This window comes from Mycobacterium shimoidei (assembly GCF_900417275.1).
Lineage (GTDB): Bacteria > Actinomycetota > Actinomycetes > Mycobacteriales > Mycobacteriaceae > Mycobacterium > Mycobacterium shimoidei.
Genome location: NZ_UEGW01000001.1, coordinates 2,514,863 through 2,530,388, shown reverse-complemented (window position 1 = coordinate 2,530,388; position 15,526 = coordinate 2,514,863). Strand labels below are relative to the sequence as shown.

14 protein-coding genes are annotated in these 15,526 nt (G+C 66.3%); 7 read left to right on the top strand and 7 right to left on the bottom strand.

The features are described from left to right. Position 1: 1 nt before the first annotated feature. Positions 2-550, bottom strand: a complete 549-nt coding sequence (locus MSP7336_RS12405) for a DUF3558 domain-containing protein (protein WP_069395455.1) — start codon at positions 548-550, stop codon at positions 2-4. Between the two features lie 140 nt (positions 551-690). Here MSP7336_RS12405 and MSP7336_RS12400 point away from each other — a divergent pair, with 140 nt between their 5' ends. From MSP7336_RS12400 to MSP7336_RS12390, 3 genes are all read left to right on the top strand, one after another. Further along, entirely contained in the window at positions 691-2,436 is a 1,746-nt protein-coding gene (locus MSP7336_RS12400; protein WP_069395572.1) for an ABC transporter ATP-binding protein, read from the top strand. A 20-nt stretch (positions 2,437-2,456) separates the two neighbouring features. Next, positions 2,457-4,343 (top strand): ABC transporter ATP-binding protein, encoded by a 1,887-nt coding sequence (locus MSP7336_RS12395; RefSeq protein ID WP_069395456.1) that lies wholly within the window; start codon positions 2,457-2,459, stop codon positions 4,341-4,343. Positions 4,344-4,618: 275 nt separating this feature from the next. Further along, positions 4,619-5,998 (top strand): trypsin-like peptidase domain-containing protein, encoded by a 1,380-nt coding sequence (locus tag MSP7336_RS12390; protein ID WP_113964890.1) that lies wholly within the window; start codon positions 4,619-4,621, stop codon positions 5,996-5,998. On the opposite strand, the gene MSP7336_RS12385 is transcribed toward MSP7336_RS12390, so the two are convergent. The 3 genes from MSP7336_RS12385 to MSP7336_RS12375 all read right to left on the bottom strand — a co-directional run bounded on the left by MSP7336_RS12385 (position 5,995) and on the right by MSP7336_RS12375 (position 9,382). After that, on the bottom strand, positions 5,995-6,555 hold the full coding sequence (locus MSP7336_RS12385; RefSeq protein WP_069395458.1) for a hypothetical protein: 561 nt from the start codon (positions 6,553-6,555) through the stop codon (positions 5,995-5,997). The two genes, MSP7336_RS12390 and MSP7336_RS12385, sit on opposite strands and share 4 nt — an antisense overlap. 298 nt (positions 6,556-6,853) lie before the next feature. Further along, a complete protein-coding gene (locus MSP7336_RS12380) occupies positions 6,854-7,963 on the bottom strand; it encodes an adenylate/guanylate cyclase domain-containing protein (RefSeq protein WP_069395459.1) in 1,110 nt (369 codons plus the stop codon). A gap of 27 nt (positions 7,964-7,990) precedes the next feature. After that, entirely contained in the window at positions 7,991-9,382 is a 1,392-nt protein-coding gene (locus MSP7336_RS12375; RefSeq protein ID WP_113963805.1) for an amidase, read from the bottom strand. 20 nt (positions 9,383-9,402) lie between these two features. On the opposite strand from MSP7336_RS12375, the gene MSP7336_RS12370 reads away from it, so the two are divergent. Genes MSP7336_RS12370 through MSP7336_RS12360 form a run of 3 tightly spaced genes read left to right on the top strand, consistent with a single transcriptional unit; the run spans position 9,403 to position 11,465 of the window. After that, the gene (locus tag MSP7336_RS12370) at positions 9,403-10,566 is read left to right on the top strand and encodes a MalY/PatB family protein (protein ID WP_113963804.1); all 1,164 of its coding nucleotides are present in this window, start codon (positions 9,403-9,405) and stop codon (positions 10,564-10,566) included. A 13-nt stretch (positions 10,567-10,579) separates the two neighbouring features. Beyond that, entirely contained in the window at positions 10,580-11,014 is a 435-nt protein-coding gene (locus MSP7336_RS12365; RefSeq protein ID WP_069395461.1) for an HIT family protein, read from the top strand. Positions 11,015-11,018: 4 nt separating this feature from the next. Further along, positions 11,019-11,465, top strand: coding sequence for a nitroreductase family deazaflavin-dependent oxidoreductase (locus MSP7336_RS12360; RefSeq protein ID WP_069395462.1), 447 nt, complete (start codon positions 11,019-11,021; stop codon positions 11,463-11,465). On the opposite strand, the gene MSP7336_RS12355 is transcribed toward MSP7336_RS12360, so the two are convergent. The 3 genes from MSP7336_RS12355 to MSP7336_RS12345 are packed head-to-tail and all read right to left on the bottom strand — an operon-like array spanning position 11,462 to position 14,012. Beyond that, complete coding sequence (locus MSP7336_RS12355; RefSeq protein ID WP_069395574.1) at positions 11,462-12,499, bottom strand: LLM class flavin-dependent oxidoreductase; 1,038 nt, start codon at positions 12,497-12,499, stop codon at positions 11,462-11,464. The two genes, MSP7336_RS12360 and MSP7336_RS12355, sit on opposite strands and share 4 nt — an antisense overlap. A gap of 20 nt (positions 12,500-12,519) precedes the next feature. Beyond that, complete coding sequence (locus MSP7336_RS12350; protein WP_069395463.1) at positions 12,520-13,368, bottom strand: uracil-DNA glycosylase; 849 nt, start codon at positions 13,366-13,368, stop codon at positions 12,520-12,522. 47 nt (positions 13,369-13,415) lie between these two features. Beyond that, complete coding sequence (locus MSP7336_RS12345; RefSeq protein ID WP_069395464.1) at positions 13,416-14,012, bottom strand: SHOCT domain-containing protein; 597 nt, start codon at positions 14,010-14,012, stop codon at positions 13,416-13,418. 113 nt (positions 14,013-14,125) lie between these two features. On the opposite strand from MSP7336_RS12345, the gene MSP7336_RS12340 reads away from it, so the two are divergent. Then, the gene (locus MSP7336_RS12340; RefSeq protein ID WP_113963803.1) at positions 14,126-15,493 is read left to right on the top strand and encodes an FAD-binding oxidoreductase; all 1,368 of its coding nucleotides are present in this window, start codon (positions 14,126-14,128) and stop codon (positions 15,491-15,493) included. Positions 15,494-15,526 lie beyond the last annotated feature (33 nt).

The following is a 15,526-nucleotide window of genomic DNA, read 5'->3' as shown; positions in this document are numbered from 1 at the left end:
TTCACTTCGAGTTCGCAATCGACTGCCGTGTCAGCTCTTTGGCTATATTGCACGGATCGGGGAAGGGCTTCTGGTTGAAGCTGACCGACCATTCGATGAAGTCGTCCTGAAACTGGATACCTACTTCGCACAAGGAATCACCCAACGTCGGCTCATTACCTACGGCGATGAAACCGCTATGGCCGTTGATGTTGATGTCTTCGACACTGGAGCGCGACAGCTCCTCGGTCTTGCGCTCCCGACCGATCGGGCTGCCGCGATACCAGGAGAAAGAGAAATGCGGGCCGAGGATGCCGCCGCCGGCCAGCCACTGGCACCCCACCGAGTTCTGCGCGGTGTTGACCAGCCCGCTTATCTGGGTCAGCTGGGCAACCGTCTCGTCGCTGATGCCGCCGCATTGCGGGAAGAACGGCCCGTGATGTCCCTCCGCGGCAGACGGCGCCGACGTCTGGGTCTCCTGCGGTTGGTCGGAGTCGGAATCAGAGCATGCGGCCGCCATCGGGATCACGGTCGCTGCCGCCAGGGCCAGCGCCCCCACCTTGCGCCGCACCGCTACGCGCACCTCTTGCTGGTCACAGCATGCACTGTAGCGGGAGCGTCTGTGGCCAACCCAGGCACCACGCTGACCAGGCCTTTCCAATCCACCGCGTCGTCCCGACTCGAGGCCGTCGGGTGTGCAACAGTTACCAGATGCTTCTGGCACTGCTGCGCCAGTACGCCCGGCCGTACCGATGGCTGGTCGCGGCGGTGATGACGCTGCAGTTAATCAGCACCCTGGCCTCGCTTTACCTGCCGACGGTCAACGCCAGCATCATCGACGACGGCGTCACCAAGGGTGACACCGCGACGATCGTCCGGCTCGGCATGGTGATGCTCGCCGTCACCGGGCTGCAGGTGATGTGCGCGGTCGGCGCGGTCTACTTCGGGTCGCGCGTCGGGATGGGGTTCGGGCGCGATCTGCGCTCGGCGATGTTCCGTCACGTCATCACGTTCTCCGACCACGAAACCGTCCGGTTCGGGGCGCCGTCACTGCTGACCCGCACCACCAACGACGTCCGGCAGATCCAGTTCCTGGTGCAGATGGGCTGCACGGTGCTGGTGACCGCCCCGATCATGTGCGTCGGCGGCATCTTCATGGCCATCCACCAAGACGCCGGGCTGTCATGGCTGCTTTTGGTCAGTGTCCCGGTGCTGGCCGGGTCCAATTACTGGATCGTGTCGCGCATGCTGCCGATCTTCCGGAGCATGCAAAAGCTGCTCGACAACATCAACCGGGTCATGCGGGAGCAGCTGTCCGGGGTTCGGGTGGTCCGGGCTTTCGCGCGGGAAACCTTCGAGCGTCAACGGTTCCGCGAGGCCAATCTCGCACTGTCGAACACCGCCTTGGCCGCCGGCAACTGGCAGGCCCTGATGTTCCCGGTCACCACGTTGACCATCAACTGCTCCAGCGTCGCGTTGATCTGGTTCGGCGGTCTGCGCATCGACGCCGGACAGATGCAGGTCGGCTCGCTCATCGCGTTCCTGGCTTACTTCACCCAGATCCTGATGGCGGTGTTGATGGCGACGATGACGTTCATGGTCTGGCCGCGGGCCTCGGTGTGCGCCGAGCGGATCAGCGACGTGTTGTCGGTCCGTCCGGCGATCAGCAGCCCGCAGAACCCGTCGAGCCCCCCGGCCGCCATGCAGGGCCTCGTGCAGTTGGACGCTGCGACGTTTTGTTACCCCGGAGCGGACCGCCCTGTGCTCCAGGATGTCTCGCTGACCGCTCACCCCGGCACCACCACGGCCATCGTCGGCAGCACCGGTTCGGGGAAGTCCACGCTGATCTCGCTTATCTGCCGGCTCTACGACGTCACCGACGGTGCGGTGCTCGTCGACGGTGTCGACGTGCGCGACTACGACATCGAAAAGTTGTGGGCGCGTATCGGGCTGGTGCCGCAACGGGGCTATCTGTTCTCCGGAACGGTTGCGGACAACCTGCGCTACGGCAAAGCGGACGCAACCGATGAAGAGATGTGGGAAGCCCTGCGGGTGGCGTCCGCCGAGGAGTTCGTGCGGGCACACGACGACGGGCTTCGAATGCGAGTCGCCCAGGGCGGCATCAACTTCTCCGGCGGGCAACGCCAGCGGCTGGCGATCGCGCGAGCGGTGATCCGCCGGCCGCCGATCTATCTGTTCGACGACGCGTTCTCCGCACTCGACGTGCACACCGACGCCCAAGTTCGGGCATCACTGCGCGAGGCTGCTGCGGATGCGACGGTCATCGTTGTGGCACAACGTATTTCGACAGTCAGCCAGGCCGACCAGGTGATCGTGATCGATGACGGACGGGTAGTCGGTGCGGGCACCCACCAAGCGCTGCTGGCCGATTGCCCCAGCTATCGCGAACTGGCCGAATCGCAATCGATGACCGCCGAAGTGGGGGGCCGGCGTTGACCGCCTCGATAGACCGACCGATGCGCGGCGTGGTCCAGACTCCCACGGAGCGTTCGCGCGACTTCACCGGTTCGGCGCTTCGGCTGGTGAAGCGCTTGGCGCCGCAGCGTGGACTCGCCGCCGCGGTGATCGTTTTGGGGATCTGCGGCACCGCGATCGGGGTCGTAGTTCCGCGTATCCTCGGGCATGCCACCGATCTGCTGTTCAACGGTGTGATCGGTCGAGGGCTTCCGGCGGGACTGTCCAAGGACGAGGCCGTCGCGGCGGCCCGGGCACGCGGCAACAACACCTTCGCCGACTTGTTGTCCGGGATGAACGTGATTCCCGGCCAGGGGGTGAACTTCGCCGCGGTCGCCCGGACGCTGGCGTTGGCGCTGATGTTGTATCTAGTCGCTGCCGTGATGATTTGGGCACAGGCTCGGCTGCTCAACCTGACCGTGCAGCGCACCCTGCAGGGACTGCGCTCCGACGTCGAGGACAAGGTGCACCGGCTGCCGCTGGCCTACTTCGACGGACGGCAACGCGGCGAGGTGCTCAGCCGGGTCACCAACGACATCGACAATGTGCAGACGTCGCTGGCGATGACGATCACCCAGCTGTTGACCGCGATTCTGACGGTGACGACCGTGCTGGTGATGATGCTTTCCATCTCGCCGCTACTGACCGTCTTCGCACTCGTGACAGTGCCGCTGTCATTGCTGGCCACACGCGCGATCACCCGGCGTTCGCAGCGGCTGTTCATCGCCCAGTGGGCCCGTACCGGGCGGCTCAATGCCCACATCGAGGAGACGTACAGCGGCTTCACATTGGTCAAGACGTTCGGCCATCGAGCACGCGCCGAAGACGATTTTTCGCGGCTCAACGATGACGTATACGAGGCCAGTTTCGGTGCCCAGTTCTTCTCCGGGCTGGTGTCACCGGCGACGACGTTCATCGGCAACCTGAGCTACGTCGCAGTGGCGGTAGTCGGCGGCCTGCAGGTGGCCACCGGACAGATCACAGTGGGAAGCATCCAGGCTTTCATCCAATATGTGCGCCAGTTCAACTGGCCGCTGACGCAGGTGGCTTCGATGTACAACACGCTGCAGTCCGGGGTGGCCAGCGCCGAGCGGGTATTCGAACTGCTCGACGAACCCGAAGAACCGGCCGACCGTGCGGCGACGCTGCCGTCCCCGAACGGTCAAAAAGCCACTGGGCGAGTCGAATTCGAGCACGTCAGCTTCGCCTACCGGCCGGGCACACCGGTGATCGAAGACCTGTCGCTGGTGGCCGAGCCCGGCAGCACGGTCGCGATCGTCGGCCCGACCGGCGCGGGCAAGACCACCCTGGTGAACCTGCTGATGCGCTTCTACGACGTCGATTCCGGCCGCATCTTGATCGACGGGGTCGATATCACCACGGTGAGCCGGCATTCGCTGCGTTCGCGAATCGGCATGGTGCTGCAGGACACCTGGCTGTTCGGCGGCACCATCGCGGAAAACATCGCCTACGGCCGGCCGGACGCCACCGAGGACGAAGTCATCGAGGCGGCCCGAGCGGCCTACGTCGACCGGTTTGTGCACACCCTGCCCAACGGTTATCAGACCTGGGTCAGCGACGACGGCGGCAATATCAGCGCCGGAGAAAAGCAGCTGATCACCATCGCCCGGGCATTCCTGGCCCGTCCACAGCTGTTGATCCTCGACGAGGCGACCAGTTCGGTGGACACCCGCACTGAGCTGTTGGTGCAGCATGCGATGCGCAAGCTGCGCCGAGGTCGCACGAGTTTCCTTATCGCGCATCGCCTCTCGACCATCCGCGATGCCGACGTCATCTTGGTGATGGAGTCAGGCCGCATCGTCGAGCACGGCAACCACGCCGAGCTCATGGCGCGCCGGGGTGCCTACTGGAAGATGGCCAGCGCCTAGGCTTAGCGAGCCTGCTGCTGCTGTGCTTAAAGAACATGACCGTCTCTTGCGAAATTGCACCGCAGACCAATCCGACCTGCGTACACTGCCGTCGTCCGGGATGTTTGCCAGCGGCGAACAGGCGCCAGTTGGTAACACATCCTTTACGTCGACCGGCGAGGTGACGGGATGGGGCAGCGGTGAGCGCGGCTGTTTACCACCGGTCGGTGACGTTTGCCCATGCCTCCGGTTGAGTCGACCGGAATCCTCAACAACCCCTGACTCTAAGGACCGCTATGAAGGCTACGTTCATCAAAAAGGCTCCTCATTTGGTCGCGGCCTCTTTCCTGGCGGCGGCCGGCGCGGTGACGGGTGCCCCTGCGGCAACCGCGGACGACAACAAAGCCGGGCTGGGAAGCCTGGAGAAGTCCATCGTCTTTCTGCAGACGCAGTGGGCCGGCTCCATCCTCGTCCCGCCCAGCGCCGATGCGGCCGGAGAGGGCTACTGGACAAAGAAACTCAAGTATTCGGTGACGTGCACCGGCTGGTATGCCAGCGAGCAGGCACATATCGTCACGGCCGGCCATTGCGTGGACCCCGGACAGGGGCGGCTGGTCCTCCTCGACGGCTACCTACACGAACAGGAAGCCCCGTCCTTCAAAGACGAGGCGTACGCCAACTGGCGGGTGGAAGGCGACCTCGGCGGATCGCCTCCCGACCGCAGCGTGCGCGCCATCCAGCCGAACGGCGTCGACGACGCAACCATCACTAGCCCGATAACGGTCGAAGTCGTCGACGTCAAGGCGCCCGAAGCCGGTGACATCGCGTTGTTACATGTCCCGAATATGAGTAAGCCGACTCCGGGCTTGGTTGTCGCCGAGAACGCGCCAAAGGTGGGCGAATCGGTGACCTCGATCGGCTTCCCCGGTGACTTGCAGGACATCGCCGATCAGAGTCAGATCGCTCGCAGCTCCTTCAAAACCGGAACCATTTCCAGCAATCAGGTAATGCCGTCCGGCGTGGTCCAGATTGAAGTCAGCACCGAACTGGCCCCGGGCATGTCGGGCGGACCGACCGTCAACAAGGACGGTCAGGTTGTCGGTGTGAACAGTCGAGGTCTGACCACCCAGGCCGGCTTCAACTTCATCACCAACACTCCGGATCTGCGAGCGTTTTTGACGTCGCACAACGTGCCGCTCGTCAAACCCGCCGCGCCGGCTGACAAATCGCAAACGCTGTTGTACGTCCTCGGTGGCGTCGGCGTGTTGGTGGTGGCCGCGATACTCGGCACACTGTTACTGCTGCTGGGACGCCGCCGTAAGCCGCAACTCGCCGGAGCCGGAGGCCCAATGCCTCCGGGTTATCAGATGCCGCAACAGCCGTCCTACCCGGCACAGACCCCGGGACAGGCCTGGACGCCCGGCTCGCCGCCTCAGCAAGCCGCGGCCAGCGCTCCCAGCTACGGGACGTCCGCGGCTCCGACGACCACCGCGAGTCCTTCTGGCGCGCAGACTGTTTCGTCGCCGCCGTGGCAGGGTGCCGGTCAGTCCGGTGGCGGCGACACCGTCACCGCCCCGGCCAGTATGCCGGGCAATGTCTGCTGGTCGTGCGGTGCCACCCACCGCCCGGCGGACCGCTTCTGCCCGGGATGTGGAAAGCCGTTGGGGTCGGGCTAGAGTTCGGGGCCCTGGGCGCGCAAATCGTCGACAGCCGACATGGCGTCCCGCAGTTTCGCCAGCCACTCTTGGGTGTGCTCGCCGACCAGCTTGACCGACCAGGCCAGCGCGTCCGAACGAGACCGGGCCACGCCGGCGTCGACCAGGGTGTCGAGTACTTGACGCTCCGGTTGCTTCAGTCGCGTCATCACCGGTACGGCGATGTGGGTGAACAGGATTCGTTGGTCGCCGGCCTGCACGCCCCAGGACACCTTGCGGCCGTAGCGCGCCTGGGCCTCGTCGGCGATGTTCATGCGCTCGGCACGCGTCTCCTCGCGGAACCGTGAGACCCGGCCCGAAAGGTGGGCTTCCGTCTCGTCTTTGTCAGAGGTCTCGGGCAGCTTGCCGACAACCGTGATTTCCTCACGGTCGACGGTGACCGTCGGATCGCCGTCGAACCATGTTTCGGGCAACCGTCCGGCAAACCACTCGGCGGCGTCGCTGGCGTCCGGCTGCTCAGCTTGCTGCCAACCGCCCGGACGGCCGTAACGTCGTCCATGCCCATGATGTGCTTTCATGATTACATAATTACACCATTACGCGGACATAGGAACCCTGTTCTCCGCCGGCGAACAACCGGGTTGCAACAGCGGCGCTCGGAGGTCGCGTCGCCCGGCGCGCAGTAAATCCAGTGGGATTGTGAAAACCCGTGAACCCGTGAAAACCATTGATACGACGCGTTCTGAGGCGTAAGTTTGACCGCGAAGCAGGCCCGGATGTGACCGTTCCAAAGTGCCGGTATCAGGGGTTGAAGCCGGCCGCGCAGGATGAGTGAGACGCCCCCCATGTCCACCGGGCCTGCCCTATTGCGTGCGGCTATCCCGACGTCTCGCCGCGCCGCGCACGGAAAAGCTTCAGTTCACCCTTGATGCCCTTGAGGTGGCGTGCGCCGGCGAACGACCAGCTGAAACCGGCCGCGTCGCCGAGTGCGTCGCGGGTCGACTCGGCGGCCAGCACCGCACCGGGGCGGGCCACCCCGGTCACCCGGCTCGCGACATTGACCGGGCTGCCGAACCAGTCGCCGGCCCGACTCACCGCCATCCCCGACGCGACACCGGCCCGCAGCCGCAGTAACTCGTTGTCGGTGTCGGTCACCTCGACGAGCTTGAGGACCGCGTCGAGCAACGGCGCCGGCTCGGGACAGACGAACATCACCGCGTCACCGATTGTCTTGACGAATCGCACCGGCGGCGCGGCCACGTCACGGGCCAATTCCGCCAGCCGATTGGCGAGCTGCTCCAGTTCCTCAGGCGGCACCGCTTCACCCAGCCGCGTGAACCCGACGAGATCGGCGAAGGCGACGCTGACCTGCCGCGCCCCGGGAAGGGCGGTGCCGGCCGCGCGTTCGGAGGCGTTGACGGCTTCGGTTTCCATCTGATGCCGCAGGTGCAACAACAGCATGTCTTCGATCCACGGACCCAGCAGTGGCGCGATCCGGGCGACCAGTTGCCGGGAGCGCTGCGCAATTTCCAGCTCGGTCGCGCCGGGCCGAAGGATGACCGCCAACGCGCTGTAGCGCATCACCTCCGCGGCGTTCGAAAGGCCTTCGGCCAGCACGCGAACCACCTGCACCAGGTCGTCAGGATTCAGGCCGACTTCGAGAAACCGTTGCACGTGTGCGGCGGCCTCGCCGTCGGCGCGCATGTGCACAGCGGCGTCCGGATCGTCGACCCGGGCCACTCCGATGGCGCGTTGCACGCGTTGCAGCAACTCCAGGTCCACGCCGTGGCGTTGCGCGATTTGGCGTGTCGAAACGTACGTGCCGTCATCACCGATCAAGCGACGGGAGGCCAGCAGCACCGGAATCGGGGAGTCGCGGATCTCCTCGGCGGTGACGCCCTGCTCGAGCAGCCACTCGATCAGCTCCGCCCGCTCCGCGCGTGCACTGCCCTCGAGACCGTCGAGTAGTTCGGCTGGCACGCCCACGTCGTCAACGTATACGTCGGCGCGTGCTCATGACACCGGCGGTCGTCGGTCCGCCCACGGCCGCACCGCCTCGATCTGCGCGCTCAACGCCAGCAGGGTGGCCTCGTCGTAGGGCCGGCCGACCAGCTGCACCGACATCGGCAGCCCGTCGGCGTCGAGTCCCCACGGGACCACCGCGGCGGGCTGACCGGTCAGGTTCCAGATCTGGAAATACGGGATCCGCGGCGCCAACGTCATCAAGGTCGAAATCACGCCGCGGCGCTGGCAGGCGCCGACGCGCAGCGGTCCCATGGCAGCTCCCGGAGTGAGCAGCACGTCGACGTCGTCGAAAATCGACTGGATGCGAGCGGTCAGTGCGGCCTCGCGCGCCCGCGCGGCCGCGATCCGCCGATCCGAGATCAGACGCCCGATGCGGACGACGGTGCGGGTGCGCGCCTCCAACCGCTCCGGGTGCGGCAGGGTGCGTGCGTCGTTGTAGATGCCCCGGAAATAGTGCAGCAGATAGTTGCCCCATAGGGCGGTCAGCGGATAGTCGGGATCGCGGGCGATCACCTGATGCCCCAGCTCGCGCAGCAATGCGCCCGCCTGCTCGACGGCTTTTCGCTGTTCTTTACCGCACCGGGCCACGGTCGGCAGTGGGATCTTGGTACTCAACGCAATTCGAAGTCGAGTCGGTGCCCGGGTGGCGGCCGCGACGAATCCGCCTTCCGGCGCAGGCAACGTCGTCGTCGCATCGAGGAACAGCGCGGCGTCGCGCACCGATCGCGCGAGCGGGCCGTTGACGCTCAAACCACACCAGGCATCGTGGTGCGGGCCCAACGGAACCCGATCGCGGTGCGGTTTGATACCGAACAATCCACACCAGGTCGACGGAATGCGAATGGAGCCGCCACCGTCGGAACCCAATGCGAGCGGGGCCAGCCCGGCGGCCACCGCCGCTCCGCTGCCGCCGCTGCTGCCTCCCGGTGTGCGGGCGACGTCCCAGGGATTGCGGGTCGCCCCGAAAGTCAGCGACTCGGTGTAAGGCATCATCATCAACTCGGGCACAGCTGTCTTGCCGAGGATCACCGCACCGGCTGCGCGCAGTGCGCGCACGACGTCGGCGTCCTCGGTGACCTCCGGGCCGTGCGCACTGGTGCCGTAAGTTGTTGTCTGCCCGGCGATATCGACGTCATCTTTGATCGCGATGGGCACCCCGAGCAGTGGTAGTCGCTCCCCGGAGTCGATGCGACGTTGCGCGGCGGCGGCCTCCTCGCGCGCGCTGTCGGCCAGCACGACGCGATAGGCGTGCAGCTGCGGGTCCAGTTGCGCGATGCGTTCCAGATAAACCTCGAGCAAGTCCGGGGCGGTGACGACGCCTTCGGCCAACATCCGGGCCTGTTCGGCCGCGCCCGCGAACGCCAGCTCACGTGAGTCCACGAGCAGGCAGACTACTCGACATGAACAACTCGGTGTTCGATTCGTTGACCGAGGAGCAGCTTCGGGCACGCCGGACGATCAAGTGGAACCTGTTCGGACCCGATGTGCTGGCGCTGTGGATTGCGGAAATGGACTTCCCCACCGCACCTGTGGTGCTCGACGCGGTACGCACGTGCGTCGACAACGAGGAGTTCGGCTATCCGCCGAGCGGCGAAGACCTGCTGCCGAACGCGACGGCCGACTGGTGTCGGCGCCGCTACGGATGGAGTATCCGGCCGGAGTCGGTTCGCATCGTTCCGGATGTGCTCAAGGGGATGCAAGTCGCCATCAACTTCCTCACCCGCCCTGAGAGCCCGGTCGTGTTGCCCGTTCCGGCATACATGCCATTTTTCGACGTCCTGCATGTCACAGGCCGCCCGCGAGTGGAAATCCGGATGACTCAAGAACTTTCGGGACGATATGTGATGGATCTGGACGAGCTTGACGCCGCATTCGCCGGCGGGGCGGGATCACTGATCCTGTGCAATCCCAACAACCCGCTCGGCACCGCGTTCACCGCCGACGAGCTGCGCGCCATCGTGGACATCGCGGCCCGCCACCACGCCCGGGTGATCGCCGACGAAATCCACGCACCACTGGTTTACGACCGAGCCCACGTTCCTGCGGCGTCGGTCTCCGAGACTGCCGCCGACACGGTGATCACGTTGCTGTCGGCGTCTAAAGGATGGAATCTGCCCGGGCTGGTGTGCGCGCAGGTGGTCCTGACCAATCCCGGCGATATCGACGCGTGGGACCGGATCAACATGCTGCACACGATGGGCGTATCCACGGTCGGGATTCGGGCCAACGTCGCGGCCTACAGCGCCGGCGCCCCGTGGCTGGACGAGTTGTTGGTCTACCTGCGGGCCAACCGTGATCACCTGGCCCGGACGCTGCCGGAGTCGGTTCCCGGACTCAAAATCAACAGTCCGGAGGCGACCTACATGTCGTGGGTGGACTTTCGCGCGCTGAATCTGCCGGCCGAGCCCGCCGAGTATCTGCTGTCGAAAGCCAAGGTGGCGCTGTCCCCAGGCATTCCGTTCGGGGCCGCGGTGGGGTCCGGATTCGCACGGCTGAACTTCGCTACTCCGCGGGCGATCTTGGACCGCGCGATCGAGGCGATGGCCGCGGCCCTGGCAGACTGACTACGGTGGCGCTATGTCCTGTGTGTTCTGCGCGATCGTCGCCGGTGAAGCGCCCGCCATCCGCATCTACGAAGACGACAACTACCTCGCCATCCTTGACATCCGACCGTTTACCCGCGGCCACACCCTGGTGTTGCCCAAACGCCACACCGTTGATCTGACCGACACCCCGCCGCAGACACTGGCCGAGATGGTGACAATCGGACAGCGGATCGCGAAGGCGGCCCGGGCCACCGAGTTGGCCGACGCCACCAACATCGCGATCAACGACGGCCGCGCCGCGTTCCAGACGGTGTCGCACATCCACCTGCACGTACTGCCCCGGCGCAACGGCGACAAGCTGACCGTCGCCAAGGGGATGTTGCTGCGCCGCGACCCCGACCGGGAGGCGACGGGCAAGATCCTGCGCGACGCGCTGGCGCGAATCGCCGCCGCTGCACAAGACTGAGCTCATGGCGATATCCCAATGGGTTGAACAGCAGCTCGGACCACCGCTGCTGCGCATGCACGACGCAATCTACAAGCGCACCAATGGCCGCATTGGTCACCGGATCCCCGGATTGGCTCCTATGTTGTTGCTGCACACGGTTGGTGCCAAGACCGGGCAGCCGCGCACCAACTCGCTGACCTATGCCCGCGACGGCGACAACTATCTGATCGTCGCGTCGAAGGGCGGCGATCCTCGATCGCCGGGCTGGTACCACAACCTACGTAAGAATCCGAACGTCGAAATCAACGTGGGCCCAAAACGTTTCGGCGTTACGGCGCGACCGGTGCTGCCTGACGACTCCGACTATGCCCGGTTGTGGGAGATAGTCAACAAAAACAACGCCGACCGGTACAAGGCCTACCAGCGGCGCACGTCAAGACCGATCCCTGTCATCGTGCTCACGCCCTAAAACAGTTCCTTGGCCAACAGCTCCAGTGTGGTTTCGCGTGCCGGTGCGGTGGCCGGGTCGGTGCCGCGGTGAGCCGACGCGACCGGGTGCACCATCACCTCGTCGACGTCGAACCGTGCCGCGAGGGCCCGCAGCTGGTCGGCGGCTTCGGCGGGGGTTCCGAGCACCGCCCGGCGCAGCCCGCTGTCGACGATGTGCTGCTGCGGCGGGGTGAGTTCGACGTCTTGCGCGTCTTCGACGAGCCCCAGTGGCCCGAGCGGCTCACCGGTACGCAGCCGCGCCATCATCTGCAGGTTCGGCAGTATCAAAGCCGTTGCCTCGTCGTGGGTTTCGGCCACCACGGCGTTGACGGTCAGAAAGGTGGTCGGCTCGGCGGCCAACTCACTGGGCACGAACTGCGACCGGTAGGTGGCGAGCGCTTCCTCGGTTCCCTTGCCGGAGAAGTGGTGGGCGAACACATAGGGCAGTCCCTTGGCGGCGGCCAGTTGTGCCGAATACATCGATGAGCCCAGCAGCCACAGCCTCGGTTCGGTGGCCGCGGCCGGGGTGGCCTTGAGCCGGTAGTCCCCCTCGCGCAGTTGCACCCGCACACCGGCGCTGCTCATCATCGCCCGCACGTGGTCGAGGTAGTCGGGGAACTGCTCGATATCCCGATCGTCACGGCCGGCCGGCCCGCGCAGCATGTAGGAAGTCACCGGGTCCGAGCCGGGTGCCCGGCCGATGCCCAAGTCGATGCGGCCGGGCGCTGCGGCTTCCAACAGCGCGAACTGCTCGGCCACCACGAGCGGCGCATGGTTGGGCAGCATCACCCCACCCGACCCCAGCCGCAGCCGGGTGGTCTGCGCCGCGAGGTAGGCGATCAGCACCGGCGGGCTGGTGGCGCCCACCGACGGCATGTTGTGGTGTTCGGCGACCCAGTAACGGGTGTAGCCGAGCCGGTCGGCGGTCTGCGCCAGCCGCACCGTGGCCGCCAGCGCATCGGCGGTGGTCTGGTCGGTGCGGACCGGGACGAGATCGAGGACAGACAGCCGCATGTTGGCGTCAACGTCGACGCTCACCGGGATAGTCCTGCCAGCCGCGCGGCCCGCCCGAAGACGTCGTCGAGCATCGCCGCGGTGAGCTTGCCGGTGAAAGTGTTCTGCTGGCTGGGGTGATAGCAGCCCAGCAGGATCACCTCGCCGTGCGCGGCTTGTAGCGTCGCGGTCGCGCCGTGGCCGAATTTGGGCTGTGGGCGCGGGATCTGGCCACCGGCAGAGCGGACCATGTCCAGCGTCGACCGCCATCCGAAGCCGCCCAGCGCCACGATGACCCGCACATCGTCGCCGGTCAGCCGCCACTCCGCGGTCAGCCACGGCGCGCAGGTCGCCCGCTCGGTCGGCGTCGGCGCGTTGGCCGGGGGCGCGCACCGCACGGCGGCCGCCACCCGGGTTCCGATGAGCGTCAGGCCGTCGGCGGCGTCCACGCAGATCGGCGAATTCGCCAGGCCGGCCCGGTACATCGCCGCAAAGAGCACATCGCCGGACCGATCTCCGGTGAACACCCGGCCGGTCCGGTTGCCGCCGTGCGCGGCCGGCGCCAGCCCGATAACCATCACCCGCGGATGCTCGGCCCCCCAGCCGGGCACCGGCCGGCCCCAGTACGGCTGATCGGCGAACGAGCGCCGCTTGATTTGCGCCGTCTGCTCGCGCCAGTCGACCAGTCGCGGACAGGCCCGGCACACCGACACCTGGGCGTCGAGCTGTCCGAGTGTTTCGACGGCTTCAGCCATGGCGACGACCTGCGCCGGGGACGACGCCACCGCGGTATGGGCGGTGGCCGGATCGCCCGGCCACCCGGTACCTGGCGGCACCGGAGATTCGAAGAGAGCACCGGTCCGTGGATGGGCGAGTTGGGCGAGGCTCACCGCTCTACTGTGCACGGTCGCCGAAATTGGGTCGTGACGCTGTCGGCTCAGTCGCCGAGGATCTTGCGTTTTTGCTGGTCGAATTCTGCGTCGGTGAGCATTCCGCGATCCTTGAGCGCGGCCAGCCGCTCGAGTCGCTCGACGGGATCGGACTCCGGAACGGCTGGCAGGACCGCTGCGTCGGCCAGAGCCTGTTCCTGCATCTGGGCGCCACGCCGCATCATCTCTGCCCGGAAGCCATCGGGATCGGCGATGGCCGCCCTGATCACGTCTGTCATCGGCATCCCCATCACATGGGCATCGGCCAGGTCGGGACGCGACGCGGTAATGGCGTCGATGGCCGTATCGGCTATTGCCACCGGTTCGTGATCGAGTTCGACGCGGCTGTGGTTTTTCGGGTCGTAAAGCACGCGCAGACGTAGGCCGGGACGCGGCCGGCTCAGCTGAGGGAACAGCGCAGCCACGCCGGCTTCGAAGGGTGGTTCGTTGTCGGGCATGACGCGCAATTGCAGCTTCCATCGAACCTGGTTGTTGGCAACCAAATTCGGGTTTCCGACCGACACGGAGATGGCCGACTGTTCGGCGGTGATCACCTCCGCGGACGCGCGAGCACCGACTTTGCGGAGTTTTCTTCGTTCGAACACTGGGCGACGACCCTTCTTGCGTCGCTCAAATTTAGCGTGGTCGCTGTCTCACCGGGCCACTAATCACCGTTGTGAAACGCTGCGCTGCGTCTCGGCTCCGTAGGATCAGGGTCGTGAACGCGGACGTGTTAGCCAGCCTGGTCGGCCAGCTGCCCGAGGGCATGGTGGTCACCGACCCGTCCGTCACCGAGGGTTACCGGCAAGACCGCGCCCTCGACCCGTCTGCGGGAAAGCCGATCGCGGTGGTGCGGCCGCGTCGCACCGAGGAAGTGCAGACCGTCATGCGGTGGGCCAGCGCAAATCGGGTGCCGGTGGTGACGCGTGGCGCCGGTAGTGGCCTGTCCGGCGGGGCCACCGCGGTCGACGACGGCATCGTGTTGTCGACCGAGAAGATGCGCGACATCGTCGTCGACCCGGTCACCCGCACGGCGGTCTGCCAGCCCGGATTGCTCAATGCCGAAGTCAAAAAGACCGTCGCCGAATACGGGCTGTGGTACCCGCCGGACCCGTCGTCCTATGAGATCTGCAGCATTGGCGGCAACGTCGCCACCAACGCCGGCGGGCTGTGCTGCGTCAAGTACGGCGTCACCACTGACTATGTGCTCGGTGTCCAGGTGGTGCTGGCCGACGGCACGGCGGTGCGGCTGGGCGGCCCGCGGCTCAAGGACGTCGCGGGGCTGTCGCTGACCAAGTTGTTCGTCGGCAGCGAGGGCACGCTCGGGGTGATCACCGAGGTGACGCTGCGGCTCGTTCCCCCGCAGCAGCCGTCGTCTGTGGTGGTCGCCAACTTCGCGTCGGTGGAGGCCGCCGCCAAGGCGGTGCTGGCGGTGACCAGTCGGCTGCGCCCGGCGATGCTCGAGTTCATGGATTCGGTGGCGATCAACGCGGTCGAGGACAAGCTGCGGATGGGCCTGGACCGTGGTGCCGCCGCCCTGCTGTTGGCCGCCTCCGACGAACGGGGGCAGGCGGGCGCTGAGGACGCCGAATTCATCGCCGCAGTCTTCACCGAACACGGTGCCACTGAAGTGTTTTCGACTGCCGACCCCGAGGAAGGCGAGGCGTTTGTCGCCGCCCGCCGGTTCGCGATTCCCGCCGTGGAGGCCAAGGGCCCGCTGTTGCTCGAAGACGTCGGCGTGCCGCTGCCCGCGCTGGCCGACCTGGTGAGCGGCATAGCCAGTATCGCCGCCGACCGCGAGTTGATGATCTCGGTGATCGCACACGCCGGCGACGGCAACACCCATCCGCTGATCGTCTACGACCCCGCCGACGCGGCGATGGCCGAGCGCGCGCAGGTCGCCTACGGCGAGATCATGGACCTTGCCACCGGCCTGGGCGGCACCATCACCGGCGAACACGGCGTGGGCCGGCTGAAGCGCCCCTGGCTGGCCGGGTATCTCGGTCCCGAGGCGATGGCGCTCAATCGTCGCATCAAGGATGCGCTGGATCCGCACGGCATCCTCAACCCCGGCGCGGGAATCTGATCCATCGCTCCTTGACACCAGTGGGCGATTGTC

Bases quoted from the DNA above. Each gene is read 5' to 3' on its own strand.
- MSP7336_RS12360 (WP_069395462.1), top strand. From the start codon at position 11,019: ATGGCGATATCCCAATGGGTTGAACAGCAGCTCGGACCACCGCTGCTG.
- MSP7336_RS12390 (WP_113964890.1), top strand. From the start codon at position 4,619: ATGAAGGCTACGTTCATCAAAAAGGCTCCTCATTTGGTCGCGGCCTCT.
- MSP7336_RS12355 (WP_069395574.1), bottom strand. From the start codon at position 12,499: ATGCGGCTGTCTGTCCTCGATCTCGTCCCGGTCCGCACCGACCAGACC.
- MSP7336_RS12400 (WP_069395572.1), top strand. From the start codon at position 691: ATGCTTCTGGCACTGCTGCGCCAGTACGCCCGGCCGTACCGATGGCTG.
- MSP7336_RS12395 (WP_069395456.1), top strand. From the start codon at position 2,457: ATGCGCGGCGTGGTCCAGACTCCCACGGAGCGTTCGCGCGACTTCACC.
- MSP7336_RS12365 (WP_069395461.1), top strand. From the start codon at position 10,580: ATGTCCTGTGTGTTCTGCGCGATCGTCGCCGGTGAAGCGCCCGCCATC.
- MSP7336_RS12370 (WP_113963804.1), top strand. From the start codon at position 9,403: ATGAACAACTCGGTGTTCGATTCGTTGACCGAGGAGCAGCTTCGGGCA.
- MSP7336_RS12385 (WP_069395458.1), bottom strand. From the start codon at position 6,555: ATGAAAGCACATCATGGGCATGGACGACGTTACGGCCGTCCGGGCGGT.